This window comes from Bacteroides sp. AN502(2024), from assembly GCF_041227145.1.
Taxonomy (GTDB): Bacteria; Bacteroidota; Bacteroidia; order Bacteroidales; family Bacteroidaceae; genus Bacteroides.
In genome coordinates this window covers 199,105-224,075 of the sequence record NZ_JBGFSP010000004.1, presented here as the reverse complement: position 1 = coordinate 224,075, position 24,971 = coordinate 199,105, and the positions used below count along the sequence as shown (strand labels likewise).

At 44.6% G+C, this 24,971-nt stretch carries 20 protein-coding genes and 2 pseudogenes; 14 read left to right on the top strand and 8 right to left on the bottom strand.

Going from position 1 to position 24,971, the window contains the following annotated elements; translation table 11 throughout:
* Window positions 1–73: 73 nt before the first annotated feature.
* From dnaB to AB9N12_RS15800, 6 genes and pseudogenes are all read left to right on the top strand, one after another.
* Complete coding sequence (dnaB, locus tag AB9N12_RS15825; protein WP_369893078.1) at window positions 74–1,633, top strand: replicative DNA helicase; 1,560 nt, start codon at window positions 74–76, stop codon at window positions 1,631–1,633.
* A gap of 95 nt (window positions 1,634–1,728) precedes the next feature.
* A pseudogene (gene pheT, locus AB9N12_RS15820) lies at window positions 1,729–4,190 on the top strand (phenylalanine--tRNA ligase subunit beta).
* A 39-nt stretch (window positions 4,191–4,229) separates the two neighbouring features.
* On the top strand, window positions 4,230–4,967 hold the full coding sequence (locus AB9N12_RS15815; RefSeq protein ID WP_369893077.1) for a YebC/PmpR family DNA-binding transcriptional regulator: 738 nt from the start codon (window positions 4,230–4,232) through the stop codon (window positions 4,965–4,967).
* 9 nt (window positions 4,968–4,976) lie between these two features.
* Window positions 4,977–5,222, top strand: a complete 246-nt coding sequence (locus AB9N12_RS15810) for a TIGR03905 family TSCPD domain-containing protein (protein WP_369893075.1) — start codon at window positions 4,977–4,979, stop codon at window positions 5,220–5,222.
* 192 nt (window positions 5,223–5,414) lie between these two features.
* Window positions 5,415–6,668 carry an Nramp family divalent metal transporter gene (locus AB9N12_RS15805; protein WP_369893073.1) on the top strand — a complete coding sequence of 418 codons (1,254 nt, stop codon included), beginning with the start codon at window positions 5,415–5,417 and terminating at the stop codon, window positions 6,666–6,668.
* Between the two features lie 29 nt (window positions 6,669–6,697).
* The gene (locus tag AB9N12_RS15800) at window positions 6,698–7,459 is read left to right on the top strand and encodes an exodeoxyribonuclease III (RefSeq protein ID WP_369893072.1); all 762 of its coding nucleotides are present in this window, start codon (window positions 6,698–6,700) and stop codon (window positions 7,457–7,459) included.
* Here AB9N12_RS15800 and AB9N12_RS15795 read toward each other — a convergent pair.
* Complete coding sequence (locus AB9N12_RS15795; protein WP_369893070.1) at window positions 7,454–7,861, bottom strand: secondary thiamine-phosphate synthase enzyme YjbQ; 408 nt, start codon at window positions 7,859–7,861, stop codon at window positions 7,454–7,456. The genes AB9N12_RS15800 and AB9N12_RS15795 overlap by 6 nt on opposite strands.
* A 106-nt stretch (window positions 7,862–7,967) precedes the next feature.
* Here AB9N12_RS15795 and AB9N12_RS15790 point away from each other — a divergent pair, with 106 nt between their 5' ends.
* The 4 genes from AB9N12_RS15790 (at window position 7,968) to nhaA (ending at window position 12,099) form a co-directional block, all read left to right on the top strand.
* On the top strand, window positions 7,968–8,426 hold the full coding sequence (locus tag AB9N12_RS15790; RefSeq protein ID WP_369893068.1) for a C-GCAxxG-C-C family protein: 459 nt from the start codon (window positions 7,968–7,970) through the stop codon (window positions 8,424–8,426).
* Between the two features lie 153 nt (window positions 8,427–8,579).
* Window positions 8,580–8,780 carry a winged helix-turn-helix domain-containing protein gene (locus AB9N12_RS15785; RefSeq protein ID WP_369893067.1) on the top strand — a complete coding sequence of 67 codons (201 nt, stop codon included), beginning with the start codon at window positions 8,580–8,582 and terminating at the stop codon, window positions 8,778–8,780.
* Between the two features lie 127 nt (window positions 8,781–8,907).
* A complete protein-coding gene (lepA, locus tag AB9N12_RS15780) occupies window positions 8,908–10,689 on the top strand; it encodes a translation elongation factor 4 (protein WP_369893066.1) in 1,782 nt (593 codons plus the stop codon).
* Window positions 10,690–10,776: 87 nt separating this feature from the next.
* On the top strand, window positions 10,777–12,099 hold the full coding sequence (nhaA, locus tag AB9N12_RS15775) for a Na+/H+ antiporter NhaA (RefSeq protein ID WP_369893065.1): 1,323 nt from the start codon (window positions 10,777–10,779) through the stop codon (window positions 12,097–12,099).
* 17 nt (window positions 12,100–12,116) lie between these two features.
* Here the strand turns inward: nhaA and AB9N12_RS15770 are convergent, their stop codons facing one another.
* The 3 genes from AB9N12_RS15770 to AB9N12_RS15760 all read right to left on the bottom strand — a co-directional run bounded on the left by AB9N12_RS15770 (window position 12,117) and on the right by AB9N12_RS15760 (window position 16,031).
* Window positions 12,117–13,355: a DNA recombination protein RmuC gene (locus AB9N12_RS15770; protein ID WP_369893064.1), complete on the bottom strand. Its 1,239-nt coding sequence runs from the start codon at window positions 13,353–13,355 to the stop codon at window positions 12,117–12,119.
* Complete coding sequence (gene map, locus AB9N12_RS15765; protein WP_369893063.1) at window positions 13,355–14,209, bottom strand: type I methionyl aminopeptidase; 855 nt, start codon at window positions 14,207–14,209, stop codon at window positions 13,355–13,357. The genes AB9N12_RS15770 and map overlap by 1 nt, the downstream gene beginning before the upstream one ends.
* A gap of 181 nt (window positions 14,210–14,390) precedes the next feature.
* Window positions 14,391–16,031 (bottom strand): DUF4080 domain-containing protein, encoded by a 1,641-nt coding sequence (locus tag AB9N12_RS15760; protein ID WP_369893062.1) that lies wholly within the window; start codon window positions 16,029–16,031, stop codon window positions 14,391–14,393.
* Window positions 16,032–16,143: 112 nt separating this feature from the next.
* On the opposite strand from AB9N12_RS15760, the gene AB9N12_RS15755 reads away from it, so the two are divergent.
* On the top strand, window positions 16,144–16,542 hold the full coding sequence (locus AB9N12_RS15755) for a hypothetical protein (protein WP_369893061.1): 399 nt from the start codon (window positions 16,144–16,146) through the stop codon (window positions 16,540–16,542).
* A 143-nt stretch (window positions 16,543–16,685) separates the two neighbouring features.
* Here AB9N12_RS15755 and AB9N12_RS15750 read toward each other — a convergent pair whose 3' ends face one another.
* Together AB9N12_RS15750 and rlmD are read right to left on the bottom strand one after the other, a co-directional pair.
* Entirely contained in the window at window positions 16,686–17,606 is a 921-nt protein-coding gene (locus AB9N12_RS15750; protein ID WP_369893060.1) for an RluA family pseudouridine synthase, read from the bottom strand.
* Window positions 17,607–17,640: 34 nt separating this feature from the next.
* Window positions 17,641–19,011, bottom strand: coding sequence for a 23S rRNA (uracil(1939)-C(5))-methyltransferase RlmD (gene rlmD / locus AB9N12_RS15745; RefSeq protein WP_369893277.1), 1,371 nt, complete (start codon window positions 19,009–19,011; stop codon window positions 17,641–17,643).
* Window positions 19,012–19,255: 244 nt separating this feature from the next.
* On the opposite strand from rlmD, the gene ppdK reads away from it, so the two are divergent.
* The 3 genes from ppdK to AB9N12_RS15730 all read left to right on the top strand — a co-directional run bounded on the left by ppdK (window position 19,256) and on the right by AB9N12_RS15730 (window position 24,247).
* Window positions 19,256–21,976, top strand: a complete 2,721-nt coding sequence (gene ppdK, locus AB9N12_RS15740; RefSeq protein WP_369893059.1) for a pyruvate, phosphate dikinase — start codon at window positions 19,256–19,258, stop codon at window positions 21,974–21,976.
* A gap of 199 nt (window positions 21,977–22,175) precedes the next feature.
* Window positions 22,176–23,843, top strand: coding sequence for an ATP-binding protein (locus tag AB9N12_RS15735; RefSeq protein WP_369893058.1), 1,668 nt, complete (start codon window positions 22,176–22,178; stop codon window positions 23,841–23,843).
* A gap of 200 nt (window positions 23,844–24,043) precedes the next feature.
* Window positions 24,044–24,247, top strand: a complete 204-nt coding sequence (locus AB9N12_RS15730) for a hypothetical protein (protein WP_369893057.1) — start codon at window positions 24,044–24,046, stop codon at window positions 24,245–24,247.
* A gap of 247 nt (window positions 24,248–24,494) precedes the next feature.
* Here the strand turns inward: AB9N12_RS15730 and AB9N12_RS15725 are convergent, their stop codons facing one another.
* Both AB9N12_RS15725 and AB9N12_RS15720 read right to left on the bottom strand, forming a co-directional pair.
* Window positions 24,495–24,710, bottom strand: coding sequence for a hypothetical protein (locus AB9N12_RS15725; RefSeq protein ID WP_369893283.1), 216 nt, complete (start codon window positions 24,708–24,710; stop codon window positions 24,495–24,497).
* Window positions 24,706–24,958 (bottom strand): annotated as a pseudogene (locus AB9N12_RS15720) (macro domain-containing protein); the annotation flags it as partial. The gene AB9N12_RS15725 and the pseudogene AB9N12_RS15720, both read right to left, overlap by 5 nt.
* Window positions 24,959–24,971: the final 13 nt, after the last annotated feature.

Genomic DNA, 24,971 nt, shown 5'->3' with positions numbered 1-24,971 from the left:
GGAAGAATGTTGTTGTGAATGGATCTATCCGGTTGCGACTTTTAATGTTTAATTTTTAATTTTTAATTGATTAATGGCTGAACAGAAAAAATATATCCGCAAAACAAAGTCTACTAAAGTGCAACCGGTAAATGATTATGGTCGTATTCAGCCGCAGGCTCCTGAATTGGAAGAAGCTGTTTTAGGAGCTTTAATGATTGAAAAGGATGCTTATTCATTGGTGAGTGAAATTCTTCGTCCCGAATCTTTTTACGAACATCGGCATCAGTTGATTTACTCTGCTATCACCGACCTTGCAGTGAACCAGAAACCGGTGGATATTCTGACTGTAAAGGAACAGCTTAGCAAACGCGGTGAATTGGAAGAGGTGGGGGGGCCTTTCTATATTACTCAATTGAGTAGCAAGGTGGCTTCATCGGCACATATTGAGTATCATGCCCGTATCATTGCACAGAAATCTTTGGCGCGTGAGTTGATAACGTTTACAAGTAATATCCAGAGTAAGGCGTTTGACGAGACTTTGGATGTGGACGACCTGATGCAGGAAGCGGAAGGCAAGCTTTTTGAAATTTCGCAGCAGAACATGAAAAAAGATTATACGCAGATCAATCCCGTGATTGATGAGGCTTATAAACTGATTCAGAAAGCTGCGGCACGAACGGACGGTTTGAGTGGACTGGAGAGTGGTTTTAAGAAGTTGGACAAGATGACTTCCGGTTGGCAGAATTCCGATCTTATTATTATTGCTGCGCGTCCAGCCATGGGTAAGACGGCTTTTGTGCTTTCTATGGCCAAGAACATTGCGGTGGATTATCGGAAGCCGGTGGCTTTGTTTTCTCTTGAAATGAGTAATGTTCAGTTGGTGAACCGTTTGATTTCCAATGTTTGTGAGATTCCGAGTGAAAAAATTAAAAGTGGACAGCTGGCAAATTATGAATGGCAGCAATTGGATTATAAACTGAAGTACCTGATGGATGCACCGCTTTATGTGGATGATACGCCGTCTCTGTCTGTGTTTGAACTTCGAACGAAAGCGCGTCGTCTGGTACGTGAACATGGGGTGCGAATCATTATCATCGACTACCTTCAGTTGATGAATGCGAGTGGTATGGCATTTGGCAGTCGTCAGGAAGAAGTTAGCACCATTTCACGTTCGTTGAAAGGATTGGCGAAAGAGTTGAATATTCCGATTATCGCACTGTCACAGTTGAATCGTGGGGTGGAAAGTCGTGAAGGTATCGATGGTAAACGTCCGCAGTTGAGTGACCTTCGTGAATCGGGAGCCATCGAGCAGGATGCCGATATAGTGTGCTTTATCCACCGTCCGGAATACTATAAGATTTATCAGGATGACCGCGGCAATGATTTGCGCGGTATGGCGGAAATTGTTATCGCCAAGCACCGTAATGGTGCGGTAGGAGAGGTGCTGCTCCGCTTTAAGGGTGAGTATACCCGTTTCTCCAATCCGGAGGATGATACGGTGATCCCGATGCCGGGTGAGCCTGCAGGGGCTATGTTAGGATCGAAGATGAATGAGGGTAATGCCAGTTTGATAGCTCCTCCTACACCCGATTTTGCACCGCAGACAGAGAATCCATTTGGAGCACCCGGAGATGGTCCTTTGCCATTCTGACGCTTCTTTTGCATTTTTCTTTAAATCCTTCTCGGTCAACCGAAAAATCTTATTAACTTTGCAAATATTTTTGAGGAACAATAAAAATTAAATATATGAATATCTCTTATAACTGGCTGAAAGAGTATGTCAACTTCGATCTTACACCTGATGAAACAGCTGCTGCGTTGACGTCTATCGGCTTGGAAACTGGTGGTGTGGAAGAAGTGCAAACCATTAAAGGTGGTTTGGAAGGACTGGTGATCGGCGAGGTGCTGACCTGCATTGAACACCCCAATTCCGACCATTTGCATATTACTACAGTCAATCTGGGGGACGGTGAACCGGTACAGATTGTTTGTGGTGCCCCGAATGTGGCTGCCGGACAGAAAGTGGTGGTAGCTACCTTAGGTACGAAACTTTATGACGGTGACGAATGTTTTACCATCAAGAAATCAAAAATCCGTGGGGTGGAATCTACCGGTATGATTTGTGCCGAAGATGAAATAGGTCTCGGTACGGATCATGCAGGTATCATCGTATTGCCGGAAAATGCTGTTCCGGGTACGCTTGCCAAGGATTATTACGATATCAAGAGCGACTATGTGCTTGAGGTTGACATTACGCCTAACCGTGCGGATGCCTGCTCGCACTATGGGGTGGCTCGTGACTTATACGCTTATCTGATTCAGAATGGCAAACAGGCTACTTTGCAGCGTCCGTCGGTAGACGGTTTTAAAGTGGAAAACCATGACTTAAACATTGAAGTGAAGGTTGAAAACAGTGAGGCTTGTCCGCATTATGCCGGCGTTACCGTGAGAGGTGTCACTGTGAAGGAAAGTCCGGAATGGCTGCAAAATAAATTGCGTCTGATTGGTGTGCGTCCTATTAATAATGTTGTGGATGTTACCAATTATATTGTGCATGCTTTCGGTCAGCCATTGCACTGCTTCGATGCCGGAAAGATTAAAGGCAATGAAGTGATTGTCAAGACAATGCCGGAAGGAACTCCGTTCGTGACGCTGGATGAAGTGGAGCGTAAATTGAACGAACGCGATCTGATGATTTGTAACAAGGAAGAAGCCATGTGTATCGCCGGTGTATTTGGCGGATTGAACTCCGGTTCTACGGAAGCTACAACGGATGTATTCATTGAAAGTGCTTATTTCCATCCTACATGGGTGCGCAAGACGGCCCGTCGTCACGGTTTGAATACGGATGCTTCTTTCCGTTTCGAACGCGGTATTGATCCGAATGGGGTCATCTATTGCCTGAAACTGGCTGCCATGATGGTGAAAGAACTGGCCGGCGGTACGATTTCTTCAGAAATAAAAGACGTGTTCACTACTCCTGCACAGGATTTTATCGTCGATTTGGCTTATGAGAAAGTACATTCTTTGGTAGGGAAAGTGATTCCGGTAGAGACAATCAAGAGCATTGTGACCAGTCTGGAAATGAAGATTATCAATGAAACGACACAAGGACTGACTTTGGCCGTTCCTCCTTATCGTGTAGATGTGCAGCGTGATTGTGACGTGATTGAAGATATTCTTCGTATCTACGGATATAATAATGTGGAAATCCCGACTACGCTGAACTCCAGCCTGACTACAAAAGGTGAACATGATAAATCGAATAAATTGCAGAATCTGGTGGCAGAGCAATTGGTGGGCTGCGGATTTAATGAGATTCTGAACAACTCATTGACTCGTGCTGCTTATTATGATGGTCTGGAGACTTACCCGTCCAATCGTCTGGTGATGTTGCTCAATCCGTTGAGTGCGGATTTGAACGCTATGCGGCAGACTTTACTGTTCGGGGGACTGGAAAGTATCGCTCATAATGTGAATCGTAAGAAGGCTGATTTGAAGTTCTTCGAATTCGGTAATTGCTATCATTTCGATGCTGACAAGAAGAATGGAGAGAGGTTATTGAATCCTTACTCGGAAGAGTATCACTTGAGTTTGTGGGTAACCGGTAAGAAAGTTTCCAATTCATGGGCACATGCAGATGAGAACAGTTCGGTATACGAATTGAAGGCTTATGTGGAAAATATATTGAAGCGTCTGGGGCTGGATTTGCACAATCTGGTTGTCGGTAATCTGACGGACGATATTTTTGCTGCCGCACTCTCTGTCAATACGAGGGGGGGAAACGTCTTGCTTCCTTCGGTATTGTGACGAAGAAACTGTTGAAAGCATTTGATATCGACAATGAAGTGTATTTTGCCGATTTGAACTGGAAGGAGCTGATGAAAGCAATCCGTTCCGTAAAGGTCAGCTACAAGGAAATCTCCAAGTTCCCGGCCGTGAAACGTGATCTGGCATTACTGCTTGACAAGCATATACAATTTGCCGAAATTGAAAAGATTGCTTACGAAACGGAGAAGAAGCTGCTGAAAGAAGTGGAACTATTTGATGTATATGAGGGTAAGAATCTGGAAGCGGGTAAGAAGTCGTATGCAGTGAGCTTCTTGCTTCAAGACGAGAACCAGACTTTGAATGATAAAATGATTGATAAGATCATGTCGAAACTGGTAAAGAACCTGGAAGATAAGCTGGGTGCCAAACTTAGATAATCAGATAAACTTTAAATTTCAATCTAAAAATATAAACCAATGGGAAGAGCTTTTGAATATAGAAAGGCCACGAAATTGAAAAGATGGGGCCATATGGCTAAAACATTCACAAGATTGGGCAAGCAGATCGCTATTGCTGTAAAGGCTGGCGGACCGGAACCAGAAAATAACCCGGGACTGCGTTCAATTATCGCTACTTGTAAGCGTGAAAATATGCCGAAGGATAATATTGAACGTGCTATTAAGAATGCATTGGGTAAGGACCAGAGCGACTACAAGAGCATGACTTATGAAGGATATGGTCCTCACGGTGTTGCTGTATTTGTTGATACTCTGACTGACAACACAACCCGTACAGTGGCTGATGTTCGTTCGGTATTTAATAAGTTTGGCGGTAATCTCGGCACAATGGGATCTCTTGCGTTTCTGTTCGACCATAAATGTGTATTCACTTTCAAGAAAAAAGACGGATTGGATATGGAAGAACTGATTCTGGATCTGATTGATTATGATGTGGAAGATGAATATGATGAGGACGAAGAGGAAGGGACCATCACGATCTACGGTAACCCGAAGAGCTATGCTGCTATTCAGAAGCATTTGGAAGAATGTGGTTTTGAAGATGTCGGCGGAGACTTCACGTATATCCCGAACGACCTGAAAGAGGTGACTCCGGAACAACGCGAAACATTGGATAAGATGATCGAACGTCTGGAAGAATTTGATGACGTGCAGACTGTTTATACCAATATGCAGCCGGAAGGGGGAGAAGAATAAGGCAGGGTTATGGAATATGTGTATAAGACCCAGGGGACTTGCAGCACGAATATCGAACTGAAGGTAGAAGATGGAGTGGTGAAAGAAGTTGCTTTCTGGGGAGGATGCAATGGTAACCTGCAAGGTATTTCCCGCCTTGTGAGAGGAATGAAGGTGGAGGATGTAATCGCAAAACTCGAAGGAGTGCGTTGTGGTGGCAGACCAACGTCTTGTCCCGATCAATTATGTCATGCATTGCATGAGATGGGATATTAATTGATTTCTTTTTTTATCTTTTTTAGATTAAAATCTTGCAGTCTCTGGCAATTAGTTTGTCGGAGACTGTTTATTGCTTAACCTTAATACCCTTTTTATTGTCTATTTCTTTGCTGGTGTTTTGAACTAAAATTAAATTTCATTCGTTATTTAGATGTATATTTGTGAAGTTAAAGATACTATTATGCAAGGATGAAGAATATTTTTCAAGACTTAAAACGAAAAGATCATAAACGCTATCTGGGTGGACTGGATGTTTTTAAATATATCGGTCCGGGATTGCTGGTGACTGTAGGATTTATTGATCCGGGAAACTGGGCTTCTAATTTCGCCGCCGGTTCCGAATTCGGCTATTCTTTGCTTTGGGTGGTTACCTTGTCTACCGTCATGCTGATCATTCTTCAGCATAACGTTGCCCACCTGGGGATTGTTACCGGACTTTGTCTTTCGGAGGCGGCTACTAAATATACTCCTAAATGGGTGTCGCAACCTATTCTTGGTACAGCAGTGCTGGCATCGATTTCTACTTCCTTAGCGGAAATCCTAGGAGGTGCCATCGCGTTGGAAATGTTGTTTGATATTCCTATTATATGGGGAGCTGTGTTGACTACGCTTTTTGTCTCCATCATGCTTTTTACTAATTCGTATAAGAAGATAGAGCGTTCCATCATTGCGTTTGTTTCCGTCATCGGGCTTTCGTTTATCTACGAATTGTTTCTGGTGGAAATAGACTGGCCAGCTGCGACGACAGGGTGGGTGACTCCTTCTTTCCCGAAAGGAAGTATGCTGATTATCATGAGTGTGTTGGGAGCGGTAGTGATGCCTCACAATCTGTTCCTTCATTCGGAGGTGATACAGAGTCACGAATATAATAAGAAAGATGATGCTTCTATTAAGAAGGTCTTGAAATATGAGTTGTTTGATACTCTTTTTTCCATGATTGTCGGCTGGGCGATTAACAGTGCTATGATTCTGCTGGCTGCCGCTACTTTCTTTAAAAGCGGTATTCAGGTAGAGGAACTGCAACAGGCCAAATCGTTGCTTGAACCTTTGTTGGGAAGTAATGCTGCCATCGTATTTGCACTGGCATTGCTGATGGCGGGTATTTCATCCACCATTACGAGCGGAATGGCGGCGGGTTCTATCTTTGCAGGTATTTTCGGCGAATCGTATCATATCAAAGACAGCCACTCTCAGGTAGGGGTACTTTTGTCTTTGGGCATTGCCTTATTGCTGATTTTCTTTATTGGAGATCCTTTCAAAGGACTGATTATTTCGCAAATGATACTTAGTATTCAATTGCCTTTTACTGTGTTTTTGCAGGTGGGGCTGACGTCTTCCCGCAAGGTGATGGGAGATTATGTCAATAGTCGTTGGAGCACGTTTGTGTTGTATTCGATTGCTATTATTGTTTCGGTACTGAACATCATGCTTTTGTTTTCATAAAATGAATATAAATCAATAAATAGAGATCGATGAAGATTATTACTTATAATGTGAACGGACTGCGTGCTGCCGTATCTAAAGGTCTGCCGGAGTGGTTGGCGCAGGAGAATCCTGATATTCTTTGTCTGCAAGAGACGAAACTGCAACCGGACCAATATCCGGGAGAGGTGTTTGAAGCGTTGGGTTACAAGTCTTATTTGTATTCGGCACAGAAGAAAGGATACAGTGGAGTGGCCATAATTACCAAGCAGGAACCGGACCATGTGGAATATGGGATGGGAATGGAGGCTTATGATAATGAAGGACGTTTTATCCGGGCGGACTTTGGAGATTTATCGGTAGTCAGTGTCTATCACCCTTCGGGAACGAGCGGGGACGAACGTCAGGCTTTTAAAATGGTATGGCTGGAAGATTTTCAGAAGTATGTGACGGAGTTGCAGAAGTCCCGTCCCAATTTGATTCTTTGTGGTGATTATAATATTTGCCACGAACCGATTGATATTCATGATCCTGTCCGAAATGCGACAAACAGTGGTTTTCTTCCTGAAGAACGGGAGTGGATGACACGTTTCCTGTCTGCCGGGTATGTGGATTCTTTCCGTACGCTTTGTCCCGAGAAACAGGAATATACTTGGTGGAGCTATCGTTTTAATTCGCGTGCCAAGAATAAAGGTTGGAGAATTGACTATTGTATGGTCAGTGAGCCGGTACGCCCGCTGTTGAAACGGGCGTATATCCTGAATGAGGTCGTACATTCTGACCATTGTCCGATGGCGTTGGAAATATTATAGGATAGTAATACTCAATTTACGGGTGTCTCCTCCGTCGCGAAATTCGCAGAGATAGACACCTTGCCATATTCCCAAGTTCAGGCGGTGATTCTTGATGGGGATAGTGACCGAGCTTCCTGTCAGGGAGGCTTTTATATGGGCGCTCATATCGTCGGGCCCTTCGAGGGTATGGATGAAATAGGGAGCACCGTCGGGAACCAGTTTATTAAAGAATGTCTGGAAGTCATGCCGCACGTCCGGGTCTGCATTTTCGTTGATGGTTAGTCCGGCAGAGGTGTGTTTGATAAAGACTACCAGCAGACCACTTTCGGGAAGTGCTGGTAGTTGTGAAATGATATCACGCGTGATTAAATGAAATCCGCGCGGGTAATGAGGGAGTTGAATATCGAATGTTGTAGCCATTGTTTTGTTCCTATTTTCCGGGGTTTTGATTTTTATCTTTGCTATAATATCCGATGCAAAGGTACTTTTTTATATTTTTGTGCAAAATAAAAATGCTGAATAGTTTATGGAAGATAGAATACAGAAAGCAGTGGAGCTTTTTAAGAGCGGATATAACTGTTCACAGTCGGTGGTAGCGGCCTTTGCGGATATGTATGGATTTACACAGGAACAGGCGTTGCGTATGGGTGCCTCTTTTGGCGGGGGCATCGGACGAATGCGCGAAACGTGTGGAGCTGCCTGCGGTATGTTCTTGGTGGCGGGCTTGGAAACCGGCGCTACGGAAGCGACAGACCGGGAAGGAAAAGCTGCCAATTATGCGGTAGTGCAAGAGCTGGCGACTGAATTCAAGAAGCGTAACGGTTCTCTCATTTGTCGTGAATTGTTGGGATTAAAGAAAAAAGATCCTGTTTCAACGATTCCGGAAGAGCGTACTGCTCAATATTATAGCAAGCGTCCCTGTGCTAAAATGGTGGAAGAAGCGGCAAGAATTTGGTCGGAGTATCTCGAGAAACATCCTAAATGAGGTCTGAAGATGCTTTTTTATTACAAAAACAATAAAAAGTACTCAATAAAATGTTATATAACATAAAAATAACTATCTTTGTCCCCGAAATAAAACCTGAAAGTCTTTTTGACCGGATGATTTTAAGCATGTCTAACTAAAATTGCAAAGCAAATGTTGAAAGAAAAAGCTGGTGTAATTGCAGGTACTATCTGGAATGCACTGAACCAAACAGAAGGAATGACTGCCAAGCAGCTTAAAAAAGCAACTAAATTGGTTGACAAAGATCTGTTCCTCGGTCTTGGCTGGTTATTGAGAGAAGACAAAGTCTCTGTGGAAGAAGTTGAAGATGGACTCTTCATCAAATTGATCTAAGCGAGTAACTCACTTAAGCAATAAAAAATGCGTTGGTACATGATCATAATGTTATCAACGCATTTTTTTTTGTTCTGTCATTTACGTATCTTTGCACACCAAAAAGCTATACTAACAAGAATTCAGAATGAAGAATATACGCAACTTTTGCATTATCGCTCATATTGACCATGGGAAGTCGACTTTGGCCGACCGTTTGTTGGAGTTTACACACACTATTCAGGTGACTTCGGGGCAGATGCTTGATAATATGGATCTGGAAAAAGAAAGGGGAATCACTATCAAGAGCCATGCCATCCAGATGGAATATGCCTACAAGGGTGAGAAGTATATTCTTAACCTGATTGACACTCCGGGACATGTGGACTTTTCGTATGAGGTGTCGCGCTCTATCGCTGCGTGTGAAGGTGCGTTGCTGATTGTTGATGCTTCGCAGGGAGTGCAGGCACAGACTATCTCGAATCTGTATATGGCAATTGAGCACGACCTTGAAATTATTCCGGTGATTAATAAATGCGATATGGCGAGTGCCAATCCCGAAGAAGTGGAGGACGAGATTGTTGATTTGTTGGGCTGCAAGCGGGAGGAAGTGATCCGTGCATCCGGCAAAACGGGTATGGGAGTGGAAGAGATTCTGGCAGCTGTGATTGAGCGTATTCCTCATCCGGAAGGAGATGAAGAGGCTCCGTTGCAGGCGTTGATTTTCGATTCAGTATTCAACTCTTTCCGTGGAATTATTGCTTATTTCAAGATTGAAAACGGTGTGATTCGTAAGGGGGATAAGGTGAAGTTCTTCAATACGGGAAAAGAGTATGATGCCGATGAAGTGGGAGTGCTGAAGATGGATATGGTACCTCGCAACGAGCTTCGTACGGGGGATGTAGGATATATTATTTCCGGTATCAAAACTTCCAAGGAGGTGAAGGTAGGAGATACCATTACACATATTGCCCGTCCGTGTGATAAGGCTATTGCCGGTTTTGAGGAAGTGAAGCCGATGGTGTTTGCCGGAGTTTATCCGATTGAGGCGGAAGATTTTGAAGATCTTCGCGCATCTTTGGAGAAGTTGCAGTTGAATGATGCGTCGTTGACTTTCCAGCCGGAGTCTTCGTTGGCTTTGGGTTTTGGTTTCCGTTGCGGTTTCCTCGGATTGCTCCACATGGAGATTGTGCAGGAACGGTTGGATCGGGAGTTTGATATGAATGTGATTACTACCGTGCCGAACGTGTCATACCATATATATGATAAGCAAGGTAATATGAAGGAGGTGCACAATCCCGGCGGTATGCCCGACCCGACTATGATTGATCATATCGAGGAGCCGTATATCAAAGCATCTATTATTACAACCACCGATTATATCGGTCCTATCATGACGCTTTGTCTGGGTAAACGCGGTGAATTGATCAAGCAGGAATATATCTCCGGTAACCGTGTGGAAATTTATTACAACATGCCTTTGGGAGAGATTGTAATCGACTTCTACGATAAGTTGAAGAGTATTTCCAAAGGGTATGCGTCGTTTGATTATCATCCGAATGGTTTCCGTACTTCTAAACTGGTGAAGCTGGATATCCTGTTGAACGGTGAGCCTGTGGACGCTCTTTCTACTTTGACACATTTTGACAATGCTTACGATATGGGACGACGGATGTGTGAGAAACTGAAAGAGCTCATTCCGCGTCAGCAGTTTGATATTGCCATTCAGGCAGCTATCGGAGCAAAGATCATTGCCCGTGAAACGATTAAGGCAGTCCGTAAGGATGTGACTGCGAAGTGTTATGGTGGTGACGTGAGCCGTAAACGCAAATTGCTTGAAAAACAGAAAAGAGGTAAAAAACGAATGAAGCAAATCGGTAATGTGGAAGTGCCGCAGAAAGCATTCCTTGCCGTACTGAAGCTGGATTAATTGTCTCAAGTAATTTTCCAGAGATCTGTTCTTCTATCGTGACCGGAATTTTTGTGCTTGGGGTGAAAAAACTAAAAACTTTTCGTTATGACTATTTTGCGGACTATGCGGAACTTCTCGTCCATGAATATCACGGCGAGTATTCTATTGTTTCTGGCTGCTATTTCGGCAGCCATCATTGCGAACTCTTCAGTGGCTCCGGTGTATCAGGAATTTTTGTCGCATGAACTTCATTTGCGAATTGGCAACTTTAATTTACTGTCGCATGGCGGGGAAAATTTGCGAATGCTCGAGTTTATCAATGATGGCTTGATGACGATTTTCTTTTTGTTGGTAGGATTGGAAATTAAGCGAGAATTGCTGGTCGGTGAACTCTCTTCTTTCCGTAAGGCTGCATTGCCTTTTATTGCTGCTTGCGGTGGTATGCTGGTTCCTGTCATGATATATATGCTGATTTGTCCACCGGGCAGTGTCGGTGGGCAAGGGCTTGCCATACCGATGGCAACGGACATTGCTTTTTCACTGGGTGTGCTGAGTTTATTGGGGAAGCGTGTTCCGTTAAGTCTGAAAATCTTCCTGACAGCTTTTGCGGTAGTCGATGATATTGGTGGTATCCTGGTGATTGCCATTTTTTATAGTTCGCATGTTGCTTATGGCTATCTGCTAATGGCTGTGTTGCTTTATGTTTTACTTTATTTTATAGGTAAGCGGGGAGCAACCAATAAGATATTCTTTTTGGTGATTGGGGTGGTTATCTGGTATTTATTTCTGCAATCGGGCATTCATAGTACGATCTCAGGGGTTATTCTGGCTTTTGTTATTCCCGCGAAACCTCGTCTGGATGTGGGAAAGTATATTGAGCATATCCGTCATACGATAGCCGGTTTTCCGACCATGGAGTCGGGGAGTATTGTGTTGACCAATGAGCAGATTGCCAAACTGAAAGAGGTGGAGTCGGCTTCCGACCGCGTGATTAGCCCGTTGCAGTCATTGGAGGATAATCTGCACGGGGTGGTTAATTACCTGATTCTTCCGCTTTTTGCTTTTGTCAATGCGGGTGTTGTGTTTAGCGGAAGTGGTGGTGAGTTGGTCGGTAATGTGGGCATTGCGGTAGCGGCCGGATTGTTGCTGGGGAAATCTGTTGGCATTTATTTGTTTACCTGGCTGGCTATCAGAATAAGACTGACTCCCAAACCATTGGGAATGGACTGGATGAATCTTGTCGGTATTGCTTTGTTAGGCGGCATCGGTTTTACCGTATCTCTTTTCATTGCCAACCTCTCTTTCGGAGCCGATGCTCCGGTCTTGTTGAATCAGGCAAAGTTTGGTGTGCTGTCGGGTTCCATACTTTCCGGAGTGTTGGGGTATATGGTACTTCGGGTGGTGCTTGCAAGGGGGCAGGGACATTGATAAAAGTAGCAATGTTACTACTCATCTGTAAGTTCATCGTCTATACCGTCAATCGGCAGGATTTTCCTGCTTTCTTCAAGCGGTAACTGTTCCACTTGGCGTAATTTCCGTTCGATGGCGCGCGTCCGTTTTCCCATTACCTCCTCCAATTGGTCACCGGCACTTTGCAGGTTCTTCTGTACCTTCTCAAGCAGTCCGCCAAACTTGCCGAATTCCGTTTTGACGGCTCCTAATACCGTCCAGACTTCACCGGTACGCTTTTGGATGGCGAGGGTACGGAAGCCCATCTGAAGGCTGTTCAAGATGGCTCCTAACGTCGTCGGTCCCGTCACTACGATTTTATATTCTTTCTGGAGTGTCTCTACGAGACTTGTTCTCCGGATTACTTCGGCATAAATGCTTTCAAAAGGCAAGAATATGATGGCGAAATCGGTCGTGAAAGGCGGATCCACATATTTATCATGGATATCCTTAGCCATTTTTTTGATTGTACTCTCCAACTGCTTGCCGGATGATTCCATCAACGCGGCATCTCCTGCTTCGAAGGCATCGTAATATTGCTCGTATATGTCTTTCGGGAATTTAGCGTCAATCGGAAGATAAACGGTACTGTTTGCGTCATCTTTGCCCGGAAGTTTGATCGCAAATTCGACGAATTCGGTTCCGCTCTTTTTCGTTTTAACGTTAGCGTCATACTGTTCGGGACTCATCATTTGCTCTAATAATGCTCCGAGTTGCACTTCGCCGAATGTTCCCCGCATTTTTACGTTACTCAACACTTTTTTTAGTCCGCCGACATCCTGTGCCAAAGACTTCATTTCCCCCAGTCCCTTTTGCACATTTTCGAGTTGCGAACGGACTATCTCGAATGACTGTCCGATTCGTTCGTTGAGTGTCTTTTGCAACTTTTCCTCTACCATCAGGCGCATATCATCGAGACGTTTCTCGGTTGATTTAATCAGAGTGTCCTGCTGACGTGCCATCGAATCGAATTTCTGCCGTTGCAACTCTCCGCTGGTCATCATGTTCTTATGCAGGACATCTTGCAGTTGCTGCATATTCTGATTGAGCGTTTGCGTCATTTCCATGCGAAGTTCCCGGATGCTGCGGTTCAGCTCTTCCCGGTTCTCTTGCATTTGTTGGCGCAAAGCTATCTGCAATTGTTCCGCTTGAGTTTGGTTATTGCCCTTTGTCAGTGATAATACCAGTAGGACTACCACTAATACGGCAATAACAATAAGTAGAATCAGTTCCATCAATATGTCAGAATTTCGTTTCCGGTTTCAGTAATCAGAATCATGTTTTCCCATTGGGCTGAGGGTAGCCCGTCGTCGGTGCAGACTGTCCATCCGTCAGCTTCGTCGATGAATACTTCGTAAGATCCCATATTAATCATCGGTTCGATGGTGAAGGTCATGCCCGGTACAATCATCATGCCTGTGCCGCGGCGTCCGAAGTGTTCTACATCCGGTTCTTCATGGAATTTCATTCCCACGCCATGCCCGCAAAGGTCGCGGACAACACTGAATCCGTTCTTCTCGGCATGTTCCTGGATGGCTGCGCCTACATCGCCTAATTGTTTCCACGGCTGTGCGGCGGCAATGCCTATTTCCATACATTCTTTCGTTACCTGAACCAACTTTTGCATTTCAGGGCTAACATCGCCAATCATGAACATGCGGGATGCATCGGAGAAGTATCCTTTGTAAATGGTAGAAACGTCCACATTGATGATATCGCCGCTTTTCAAAATCTCATTTTTGTTGGGTATTCCATGGCATACCACATCATTGATGCTCGTACAAACACTTTTGGGAAATCCTTCGTAGTTGAGCGGGGCAGGGATGGCACCATGACTGGTCGTAAAATCATAAACCATCACGTCAATCTCTTCGGTGGACATTCCTTCCCGAATATTCTCCGAGATATAATCCAATAGTGTCGTATTGATTTTGGCACTTTCCCGAATACCTTCCAGTTGCTCGGGAGTACGGAGCACCTTACGCGGTGGAAGTTTGTACCCTTGTTTTCTGTATTTCTGTATTTTCTCTTCTACTGCTGCCGGATAATTAGAGGGGGTAAACCGGAATCCCTTGATAAAGTTCTTCATTATTATAGGGTATTTTTTATCGTTCTACAAAGGTAGAGAATAAAATGGAAGATAGTTTGTTTGGCTTCTAAAACTTTGCTGTTTTTATGGGAAGAACCATTGAGGAGAGTCATCCTTATGTATGATTTCACCCGACGTCCGAGTTACCCGAAACCACTTGCCGCCGTATAATAATGTATGTTTATAATCGTTTTGTTGCTTTGAAAACCGGTTGTATCTTCTGAATCTCCGATTCAAAGCCGAACCAGTATCCATGTCCCTCTTCGTCAACGGGAAGAAAGCATAAACGTAGGTTCTCACGATACGAGCCATAGACTACTTCCCAATCTTCAGGGGGAACTTGTCTTTTGGTCCTTACTCTTTCTGCCGGAGCTTTCTTTAGCGACATACCTGCTTCTATCCATGCGATGCTGACTTGCGTCAAGTAATCCGGATAGTGATTTTTGCAGAAATCATATAGGATAATACCTCTTCTTTCCAAACTAAGAGGAGTGTCGATGACATCTGTTTGAACCAAATGGTCAAGGAATTCATGTAAGAAATGCGGATTTTCAAGGATGAGTGTCCGGGTAATCTTCTGCCAGATAGAAGTATTGTAGAATCCGTCTAACATACGGGACAGGTAACGGGCTGTCTGCAGTTCGTCTACAGATATTTCGCGGGTTTGTAATACTTCATACGGTGGGAGCGGTGAGTATTGGATGCCTAACTCTTCTGCTCTTCTTCGCATTTCCGTGCCGGGAAGTAGTTTTAGGGATTCCAGTTGGATTTCTCCTGCGCCATATTCCGCCAGCGTGCGGACATCTTCGAATATCTCTGACAGGTGATAAAGTGGGAGCCCTGCTATCAAATCGGCGTGTGTTTCCATGTTTTTAAGAGAGCAGAGATATTTTAATCCTTCGAGGGCATCGGATAGCTTTCCGATACGCCGGCTTTGTTGCAGAACCGGTTCTTTCAAACTCTGGATTCCGGCTTCCAGGTGTAACAACCCTTTCGGCAGGGTAGATAATTCCCGCTTCAATTCTTCGGAAAGGAGAGCCGGGTGAATCTCAAGATGAAAGCAGATGTCCGGATAGTTGCGGAATAAACCGAGTAATTCTTTCGCCCGCTTATGATTGTAATTAAAGGTACGATCGAGGACACGTACGTTCTTGATTCCATGTTGGTGAATGACCTTCAGGCGCTCATGGATAGCTTCCAAAGGAATGGTGCGGACAGGCTTTTCACCGCCGCTGACGCAAAAAGCACATGTGTTGAAACATCCCCGGGTCGTTTCAAGTTGGACAAAGGGCTTGCTCCAATTGAAGAAACAGCTCTTTTCCGGGGAGATGAGTTGTGAGAAATTCATGACACGGGCAATGCCGTTGTCCTGATACTTATTGGCTTCATCGATATAACAGAGTCCTTTTATTGATTTCCATTCTGCTTTGGGGTGATTCCACACTTTTAGCCATAAAGGGAATACTTCTTCACCTTCTCCGCGAAACACTCCGCTTACATATTTGTTCTTATATAAGAAAGCTTCGTTGTCTCCTAAAAACTCGGGACCGCCGAGTATGATGCAACAGTGAGGCAATAATGCTTTTGCACGTGAAACGATATGTAATAGTTGCTCGTGATTAAATAGCCAGTTGGTAGCAGCAAGGATATCCGGCTGGTGACGATAGACTTGATTGACAACGCTGCCGGTATTTTCATTGATTGTGGCAGAGACTACGCACCATTCAATCGTAGCATCGTCTGCTATTTGAGCGTGGAGTGCAGGGAGTGCCAATGAGGAGTGGGCATAAGAACTATTTAAATCAAGCCAAAGAAGTTTCATGTAGCATTTGTTATATTATCGGGGACAAAGGTACAAAAAACTTATGGCTTGGAGCGTACAGTAAAATAAAAACACTAATTTTGTATTTATAAACGCAATAAACTGGAAAATTATGAAAATGATTAAGAGATATGCAGGTATCTTAATGATGCTGACTTTATTGGTTGGCTTTACTTCGTGTGAGGACGATGAGGATATTTATGATGATCTGATGGGACGTACCTGGGTGGGTGATCTGGGATTTGGTTATGATGATGATCCAATAGAAAGCGGTATTCGTTTAGATGGTAATGGGCTGGGTATAGATTATCAGGTTTTTGACTATGACGGGAAACCTGCCGGTGAGCTACCTTTTCAATGGGGGGTGGAGTATGGTACATTGTATCTGGATTATGGTCGTGATTTTGCTTTGCGCGAGATAAGAGGTGTTTGTGTCAGAGGACGTTATTTGCAAGGCGATTTATATATTGATGGAAGATATATTGCTTATATTGAGTTGCAAATGCAGTAGAATAAGGTTATCATTTACATAGAAAGAGGATGTCATCACTTCCGTAAACTAAAAATCACCCTCGCTACGGATAGTTATAGCAAGGGTGATTTTGATAAAGAGGAGTTTTGACGCACCTCTTTTCTATGTGTGGCATAGTTGCTTTATTTTTTCAGAAACAACTTCTTGAACTCTCCCGGATAAGGTGTCTCGAACTCCATCAAATCTCCAGTTACCGGATGATAGAAACAAAGTTTGAAAGCATGGAGTGCCAGGCGTCCGATAGGATTAGGAGAATCTTCCCTTCCATATCTTCCGTCGCCGATAATAGGATGACCTAAGTCCTGCATGTGTACCCGAATCTGATTCTTCCGTCCGGTTTCCAGCTCGAGCTCCAACAGAGAATATCCATTGGCACGTTTGATGGTCCTATAATGTGTGATTGATTTCGAACCGCCGTCATCATATTCGCTGGAACTGACATAAAGCGTTTTATCAGTCAGCCAGGATACCACCGTATCATAATCTTTCTCCATAGTTCCTTCCACTACAGCTACATATCGGCGGTCGGTCACTATATCGTGCCAGTTGTCGCGTAGGGTGTGCTGTGTTTTTTTGTCTTTGGCAAACATCATCAGACCGGAGGTGTCCCTGTCCAGGCGATGAACGATATACACACGGAACTGACGTCCGGAGCGTTGCACATATTCATTGAGTATCGTGTAGGCCGTTCGCTCTTTCTGGCGTTCCGTATTGACGGATAAAAGTCCCTGCATCTTTTCGACAACAATGATATATGCGTCTTCATACACGATTTTCAGCAGTCTGTTATTAAATTCCTTCTTTCCTTTCTCTTTGCTGATCTGTACCTTCATGCCCGGTTCCAACGGGAAGTTGAATTGTGTAGTTATCACATTGTCAACAAACACCACCCGCTTGCTTAGCAACGATTTTAATTTCGTGCGACTTGCATCCGGCATCCTGGCAGCGAGGAACTCCATTAATTCCATGGGTTCTTTCACTGCATAATTTGTATATTGAGCATGTACTCTTTCAGCAGGAGTTCTTCTTGGTCTTTTTTTCATTTCTTTTTTCTTTTGAAATAGATATCACCACAGGTTATCGAAGTTCCAGCAACACAACATTTTCTACGTGATGAGTGTGAGGGAACATATCTACCGGTTGAACGGCTTTCACTTTATACTTCTCATCCAACAACTGCAGATCACGCGCTTGGGTAGCAGGATTACAGCTCACATAAACAATCCGCTTCGGCTCGGCAAACAAGATGACATCAATCACATCCTGATGCATGCCGGCACGAGGAGGGTCTGTGATAATCACATCCGGACGTCCATGCTGATGGATGAAATCCTGCGTCAGCATGTCTTTCATGTCACCGGCATAAAACAAGGCATTCCGGATATGATTGATTTCCGCATTCACCTTTGCGTCTTCGATGGCTTCCGGTACGTATTCGATACCGATCACCTGGCGGGCCTGTCGTGAAACGAAATTGGCAATCGTTCCTGTTCCGGTATAGAGGTCATATACCAGTTCGTTGCCCGTCAATCCGGCAAAGTCACGGGCCACTTTATACAAGTTATAAGCCTGTTCCGAATTGGTCTGGTAGAATGATTTCGGACCGACTTTGAACCGTAGCCCCTCCATCTCTTCAAAGATATGATCTTTCCCTTTAAATACGTGTACATCCAAATCGTTGATGGTATCGTTGCACTTATTATTAATAATGTACAGCAGGGATGTGATTTCGGGGAAAGAGTCCGCTACGAATTGGAGCAACTGCTTGAACAGTTCCATTTCGTGATTGTCCGTAATCTTGCAGATAACGATCACCATCAGTTCCCCGGTTGAGGAGGTGCGTACGATCATATTCCGCAGCATACCTTCCTGCGTGCGCAGATTGATGAAAGAGTAATCGTGCTCGTAAGCGTAGTCGCGTATTGCATTCCGGATGCGGTTGGAAATATCATCTTGCAACCAGCATTTCTCAATGGCCAGCACTTTGTCGAAGGCTCCCGGAATGTGGAACCCCACGGCATTCATCTGGTCGTATTTTATATCCTGACGGACTTCCTCGTTTGTCAGCCAGCGCTTATTTGAAAAGGTGAACTCCAGCTTGTTTCTGTAGAATTCTGTTTTAGCGGAACCGAGAATCGGGGAAATTTCGGGAAGTTCGATTTTGCCGATGCGTCTCAAATTATCTTCCACTTGCTTTTGCTTGTATCTGATCTGTTCCGAATAGGGGAGCACCTGCCACTTGCAGCCACCGCATACGCCATAGTGTTGGCAAAAAGGAACAGCGCGATGAGGCGACAGCTCGTGAAATTTCACCGCTTCGGCTTCGGCATATTTATTTTTTTTACGCTTGATTTGGAGGTCTACCACATCACCCGGCACTACATAGGGAACAAAAATCACCAGGTCGTTTACTTTTGCGATGGCTTTTCCTTCGGCAGCCACATCCATGATTGTTACCTTCTCCAATAAGGGAAGCTCTTTTTTCTTTCTTGCCACTTTTACACCAGTCTAATAATTACCTTGCAAATGTAGGTATTTTTTTTGGAAAACTTTCGTGTCTGTAGAAATAATCCAGATTGTAATGTCGAAATTGCATTTTGATAGAAAGTTTTTTCGCAAAAAGTTTTCTGATTTGCGAAATATCCTTAGATTTGCGAACAGAAAAAGTCATAATAACTTTAAACGCAATATTATGGATAAAAAAAGAGTTTATACCTTTGGAAATGGTCAGGCAGAAGGAAAAGCTGACATGAGGAATTTGTTGGGTGGTAAGGGTGCAAACCTAGCTGAAATGAATTTAATTGGAATTCCAGTTCCTCCCGGATTCACGATAACGACAGATGTTTGTACGGAATATAATACGCTGGGGCGTGATAAAGTGATTGAGTTGCTGAAGGAGGATGTGGTGAAGGCAATCGCTCATGTGGAAGCGTTGATGAAATCCAAATTCGGTGACATTGAGAATCCTTTGTTGGTGTCTGTACGTTCCGGTGCCCGCGCATCCATGCCGGGTATGATGGATACGATCTTAAACCTCGGATTGAACGATGAAGTGCTGGAAGGTATTATCCGTAAGACCGGCAATGCACGTTTTGCCTGGGATTCTTACCGCCGTTTTGTACAGATGTACGGTGATGTGGTGCTGGGCATGAAGCCTACCAATAAGGATGACATCGATCCGTTCGAAGCCATCATCGAAGAGGTGAAAGAAGCGAAAGGCGTGAAACTGGATAACGAGCTGGAGGTAGAAGACCTGAAAGAGCTGGTGACGAAATTTAAGGCTGCCGTGAAAGAACGGACCGGAAAAGACTTTCCGACCTCTGCATACGAACAGCTTTGGGGTGCCATCTGTGCGGTATTCGATTCATGGATGAACGAACGCGCCATCCTTTACCGTAAGATGGAAGGTATTCCCGACGAATGGGGAACAGCCGTAAACGTACAGGCAATGGTGTTCGGTAATATGGGAGACACCTCGGCAACCGGTGTTTGTTTCTCACGTGATGCCGCTACAGGTGAAGATCTTTTCAATGGTGAGTACCTGATCAATGCGCAAGGTGAAGACGTGGTGGCCGGTATCCGTACTCCGCAACAGATTACCAAGATCGGTTCTCAGCGCTGGGCTCAACTGGCCGGTGTAAGCGAAGAGGAACGTGCTGCGAAATATCCTTCTATGGAAGAAGCCATGCCGGAAATTTATAAAGAATTGGATGCCCTTCAGACCAAACTGGAAAATCACTATAAAGACATGCAGGACATGGAGTTCACCGTACAGGAAGGCAAACTGTGGTTCCTTCAGACACGTAACGGTAAACGTACGGGTGCCGCCATGGTGAAGATTGCCATGGATTTGCTCCGTCAGGGCATGATTGACGAAAAGACTACTTTGATGCGTGTGGAGCCGAATAAGCTGGACGAATTGCTTCATCCTGTATTCGACAAGGATGCCTTGAAGAAAGCCAAAGTGCTGACTCGGGGTCTGCCGGCTTCTCCGGGTGCCGCAGCCGGTCAGATTGTATTCTTCGCTGATGACGCTGCCGAATGGCGTGCTGCCGGTAAACGCGTGGTGATGGTTCGCATCGAGACTTCTCCGGAAGACTTGGCGGGTATGGCAGTTGCCGAAGGTATTCTGACAGCTCGTGGCGGTATGACTTCTCACGCTGCCGTGGTGGCTCGCGGTATGGGCAAGTGCTGCGTATCGGGTGCGGGTGCATTGAATATTGATTATAAGAACCGTACTGTAGAAATCGACGGTGTTGTTTTGAAAGAAGGAGATTATATTTCTCTGAACGGAAGTACGGGTGTGGTATATAATGGCAAGGTGGAAACGAAAGCTGCCGAACTTTCCGGCGACTTTGCCGAATTGATGACATTGGCCGATAAATATACCCGTTTGCAGGTACGTACGAATGCGGATACTCCTCATGATGCGGAAGTGGCCCGTAGCTTCGGTGCGGTAGGTATCGGTCTTTGCCGTACGGAGCACATGTTCTTTGAAGGTGAAAAGATCAAGGCCATGCGTGAAATGATTCTGGCAGAAGATGCCGAAGGACGTCGGAAAGCATTGGCCAAGATTCTTCCATACCAACAGGAAGACTTTAAGGGTATCTTTAAAGCAATGGCGGGTTGTCCGGTGACTGTCCGTTTGCTCGATCCTCCTTTGCACGAGTTCGTTCCTCACGACTTGAAGGGACAGCAGGAGATGGCGGATGCGATGGGAGTGAGCTTGCAATACATCCAGCAGCGTGTAGAATCACTGTGTGAGCACAATCCGATGTTGGGTCACCGTGGTTGCCGTCTGGGAAACACTTATCCTGAAATTACCCAGATGCAGACACGTGCCATCTTGGGTGCTGCATTGGAACTGAAGAAAGAAGGGGTGGAAACCCATCCGGAAATCATGGTTCCGTTGACCGGTATCCTGTATGAATTCAAGGAGCAGGAAAATGTAATCCGCTCGGAGGCAAAGAGGTTGTTTGAGGAAGTGGGCGACAGCATCGATTTCAAAGTAGGTACGATGATCGAAATTCCGCGTGCAGCCCTGACCGCTGACCGTATTGCTTCTTCTGCCGAGTTCTTCTCATTCGGTACGAATGACTTGACGCAGATGACTTTCGGTTACTCTCGTGATGATATCGCCTCTTTCCTTCCCGTTTATCTGGAAAAGAAAATTCTGAAAGTGGATCCGTTCCAGGTTCTCGACCAGAATGGTGTGGGACAATTGGTACGCATGGCTACCGAAAAAGGTCGTGCCATCCGTCCGGAACTGAAATGCGGTATCTGTGGCGAACATGGCGGTGAACCTTCTTCTGTGAAGTTCTGCCACCGGGTAGGTTTGAATTACGTTAGTTGTTCTCCGTTCAGAGTGCCGATTGCCAGACTGGCTGCGGCCCAAGCGGCAATCGAGGAGTAAATTCGAATAGGTTCCTAATGATAGGCTTAGGCTGTAATTCTCCGAAAGCAAGGAGGTTACAGCCTAAGTCGCTTTTTAGTGGTTCGTTCATTTGACCGCAGAAATTAAGCCAAATGAACGGCATTTGCATACACTTTCCAATGAAGAAAGCGTTCCTTGATAAGGTGTTCGATGTACTTCATTTGGGACTGAAAGTAACATGAAACGAATAGAAAGTATGAAAGAAAACTCATTATACGATAAAAAATCAATCCGTTCTATCACTGGCAAAACAGCAGATTTCTCTGAAATAGCAAAGGATGCTGTAGCATTCAGCAATGCACAGGGAGGCACATTGGAGATCGGTTTGGAAGACTGGGAAACAGAACCTAATCCAGAGCAGCGAATTACGCAAGAATTGATTACTAAACTTGAAAACAAGATTAGTGGTCTCACTACGGGAGTAATTGCGACAGGAGAATTGTGTACTTATAAGAATGGGGGTCAGACCATCAAGTATAAAATTCTACGTAATCCTAATACCGTAGCATCTACTACTTCCGGAAAGCTTTTTGTTCGTGTTGGTGATAATAGTGTACCGGTTTCAGGAGATGACGTTGTCCGTTTGGTGGCTGATAAGAGTGGGTTCTCTTGGGAAGACCAAGTGACGAAATATGTATGGCAGGATGCTGATGAGGTAAAGTTGCATGATGTACTCACTCGTTTGCGTACTTCCGACCGGGTTTCAGACTTCTGCAAAGATAAAACAGACCGGGAACTGTTAGCCTACTTCTTCCTAATAGCGGAAGATAGTGACTACATGACCAATCTTGGTGTACTTTTCATCGGTAACCAGACACAAAGAGGACGAATCACCAATGCGCCTAACTTGCAATGTATCAAGTATGATGAATATGGTGAAAAGGTGAATAAATGGCTGTGGGCTGACTATACCAAATCGCCTATTGAAATAATTGATGAAGTGTGGAATGATATTCCTGAATGGAAGGAAAGCCAAGAAATCAGCGATGAACTTCAACGCCGTAATATTCCGGCTTACGATAAGGATATTATCAGAGAACTGGTCTGTAACGCTTTGGCTCATAGACCTTATACTATACGTGGTGACATTTTCCTTAATATCCATCCCCAATATATTGAGATTACCAATCCCGGTCGATTACCTTTGGGCGTAACTCCTGACAACATCCTGCACCGTTCGAGAAAGCGTAATGAACACATGACCGCCTTACTATATGCGCTGCATTATATGGAGAAGGAGGGCTCTGGATTCGATAAAATTTATGAGATACTGCTTCAGAACGGGAAACAATTGCCTATCGTCAAAGAAGGTGATGATTTCGTAACGGTAAGAGTGGACCGTAGAGTTATCAAGGCAGAAGTGGCCAACTTCATGAAGTACGTGAGCGAACATTATCATCTTCGCCAAAAACAAACTATCTGTTTGGGACTAATAGCCCAATACGAAAGCTTGACTGCCCGTGAACTTGAAAAATACCTTGAATTGGAAGATTCGGATGCTTTGATGGCATGGATACAGCCTCTACTAAAAAATGAAATGGTAGTTTCTGCGTCAGTACGTGGAAGAGGGGTTGAGTATCGTGTGAATCCGAATATCCTACAAGGATCTGAATATAAGGGGAAAACTTCATTGAAACGTATTGAGGATTATCGTTTGAAAGAGCTAATACTTGAGGATTTGAAGTTGTACCAATGCGCTTCTTTAGCTGATATTCAAACAAGAATAGGAAGCGAGATTTCTGAACGTAGAATTAAATACCAGCTCAGTAAATTGATTGAAGAAGGCATTGTTGAAAAAGTGGGTTCGTATAGATGGACTAAGTATCAATTGGTCTCTGAGGATTAAGCTATTTCTATTGGACACTTTGTTATCGTTTGTCCGATAGAATTTGTTTAATAGAGCTTACAAATATTGAGTATCAGGATATTATATTTGACATATATTTTTTTAGTTCATTGTTTTTTGTTCAATAGAATCGTTTGAAGAGATCAATGGGCGATACTTTTCTATCCCTTGAAACATCATCTTTTGATTATGCTTAAAAAATGGTAAAGCCTTTTCTGGATGTGTGTGCCGATGCGCATACTGTGCCCAAACGGACTCGGTTATCCTGTCGGCTCACGACTTTCGAGGCAGCCGAATCGGGACGGTGGAGTTCTCACTCGGTCAGGGTAGGTGATACAGGGCCGTGCGCTATGCAACCCAAACACGGAGTATCCCGACCGCGTCATCAAACCGGTAAACGATAACGATCACCGCTTCTTGGAGGCAAGAGCAACCGTATCTGTCCCCCGATAATTGTGCTGGACACTGATTTACGCTGTAGAGCGTAGGGCGGGGATTCTCGGGAAGCAAAAAACAGGCGACAAGGCATTGCCGCAGGTTTGGAAGAAGCTGGAAACGCTGTCTTTAGCGTGTTTCCAAACAGGAAGGACCTAAAAACAGCGTTTCTAACGTATTCCGGAAGCGATTGGACGAATTGTTTGCCGATTATGGCTACTTTTCGATTCGATTGATGGAAAAGACCAGGTTTCTTGTTATTTCCAAAGGTGAATGGGGCAAAAAACAGGCGACAAGGCATTGCCACAGGTCTGGGAGAAGCCGGAAACCGTGTTTCTTGTTCCTATTCCGGTTGTTTCTTCGCGTATTCCGTTGTTTTTTCGCATATCCCGGTTGTTTCTTCGCGTATTCCGTTGTTTCTTCCGTCCCCATGCCGTACAGGACCTACCGTATGGAGTATTTTCTTACATGGAAGTTTACAGGCACCCGTCATTTTGCTTTCACCTGTCGGGCAACTCACTCAGTGTGCGACATTCGTCCAACAGTTCCTTACCGGCAGCGCGATGTATGGCTCCATCTACACCACCGCTACCCAGCAAAGTGTTGTTGGCTGCATTTACAATCGCATCCACACCCAGTCGTGTGATGTCACCCATTCCAATTTGTATTCTCTTTGCCATATCTTCCATGGCA

What these genes read in the sequence shown, in the direction of transcription:
- lepA (WP_369893066.1), top strand. Translation starts at nt 8,908, where the DNA reads ATGAAGAATATACGCAACTTTTGCATTATCGCTCATATTGACCATGGG.
- AB9N12_RS15805 (WP_369893073.1), top strand. Translation starts at nt 5,415, where the DNA reads ATGAAGAATATTTTTCAAGACTTAAAACGAAAAGATCATAAACGCTAT.
- AB9N12_RS15755 (WP_369893061.1), top strand. Translation starts at nt 16,144, where the DNA reads ATGAAAATGATTAAGAGATATGCAGGTATCTTAATGATGCTGACTTTA.
- AB9N12_RS15795 (WP_369893070.1), bottom strand. Translation starts at nt 7,861, where the DNA reads ATGGCTACAACATTCGATATTCAACTCCCTCATTACCCGCGCGGATTT.
- rlmD (WP_369893277.1), bottom strand. Translation starts at nt 19,011, where the DNA reads ATGGATGTGGCTGCCGAAGGAAAAGCCATCGCAAAAGTAAACGACCTG.
- AB9N12_RS15785 (WP_369893067.1), top strand. Translation starts at nt 8,580, where the DNA reads ATGTTGAAAGAAAAAGCTGGTGTAATTGCAGGTACTATCTGGAATGCA.
- AB9N12_RS15730 (WP_369893057.1), top strand. Translation starts at nt 24,044, where the DNA reads ATGGTAAAGCCTTTTCTGGATGTGTGTGCCGATGCGCATACTGTGCCC.
- AB9N12_RS15810 (WP_369893075.1), top strand. Translation starts at nt 4,977, where the DNA reads ATGGAATATGTGTATAAGACCCAGGGGACTTGCAGCACGAATATCGAA.
- ppdK (WP_369893059.1), top strand. Translation starts at nt 19,256, where the DNA reads ATGGATAAAAAAAGAGTTTATACCTTTGGAAATGGTCAGGCAGAAGGA.
- AB9N12_RS15725 (WP_369893283.1), bottom strand. Translation starts at nt 24,710, where the DNA reads ATGGGGACGGAAGAAACAACGGAATACGCGAAGAAACAACCGGGATAT.
- AB9N12_RS15790 (WP_369893068.1), top strand. Translation starts at nt 7,968, where the DNA reads ATGGAAGATAGAATACAGAAAGCAGTGGAGCTTTTTAAGAGCGGATAT.
- AB9N12_RS15735 (WP_369893058.1), top strand. Translation starts at nt 22,176, where the DNA reads ATGAAACGAATAGAAAGTATGAAAGAAAACTCATTATACGATAAAAAA.
- AB9N12_RS15750 (WP_369893060.1), bottom strand. Translation starts at nt 17,606, where the DNA reads ATGAAAAAAAGACCAAGAAGAACTCCTGCTGAAAGAGTACATGCTCAA.
- nhaA (WP_369893065.1), top strand. Translation starts at nt 10,777, where the DNA reads ATGACTATTTTGCGGACTATGCGGAACTTCTCGTCCATGAATATCACG.
- AB9N12_RS15770 (WP_369893064.1), bottom strand. Translation starts at nt 13,355, where the DNA reads ATGGAACTGATTCTACTTATTGTTATTGCCGTATTAGTGGTAGTCCTA.
- dnaB (WP_369893078.1), top strand. Translation starts at nt 74, where the DNA reads ATGGCTGAACAGAAAAAATATATCCGCAAAACAAAGTCTACTAAAGTG.
- AB9N12_RS15760 (WP_369893062.1), bottom strand. Translation starts at nt 16,031, where the DNA reads ATGAAACTTCTTTGGCTTGATTTAAATAGTTCTTATGCCCACTCCTCA.
- AB9N12_RS15800 (WP_369893072.1), top strand. Translation starts at nt 6,698, where the DNA reads ATGAAGATTATTACTTATAATGTGAACGGACTGCGTGCTGCCGTATCT.
- map (WP_369893063.1), bottom strand. Translation starts at nt 14,209, where the DNA reads ATGAAGAACTTTATCAAGGGATTCCGGTTTACCCCCTCTAATTATCCG.
- AB9N12_RS15815 (WP_369893077.1), top strand. Translation starts at nt 4,230, where the DNA reads ATGGGAAGAGCTTTTGAATATAGAAAGGCCACGAAATTGAAAAGATGG.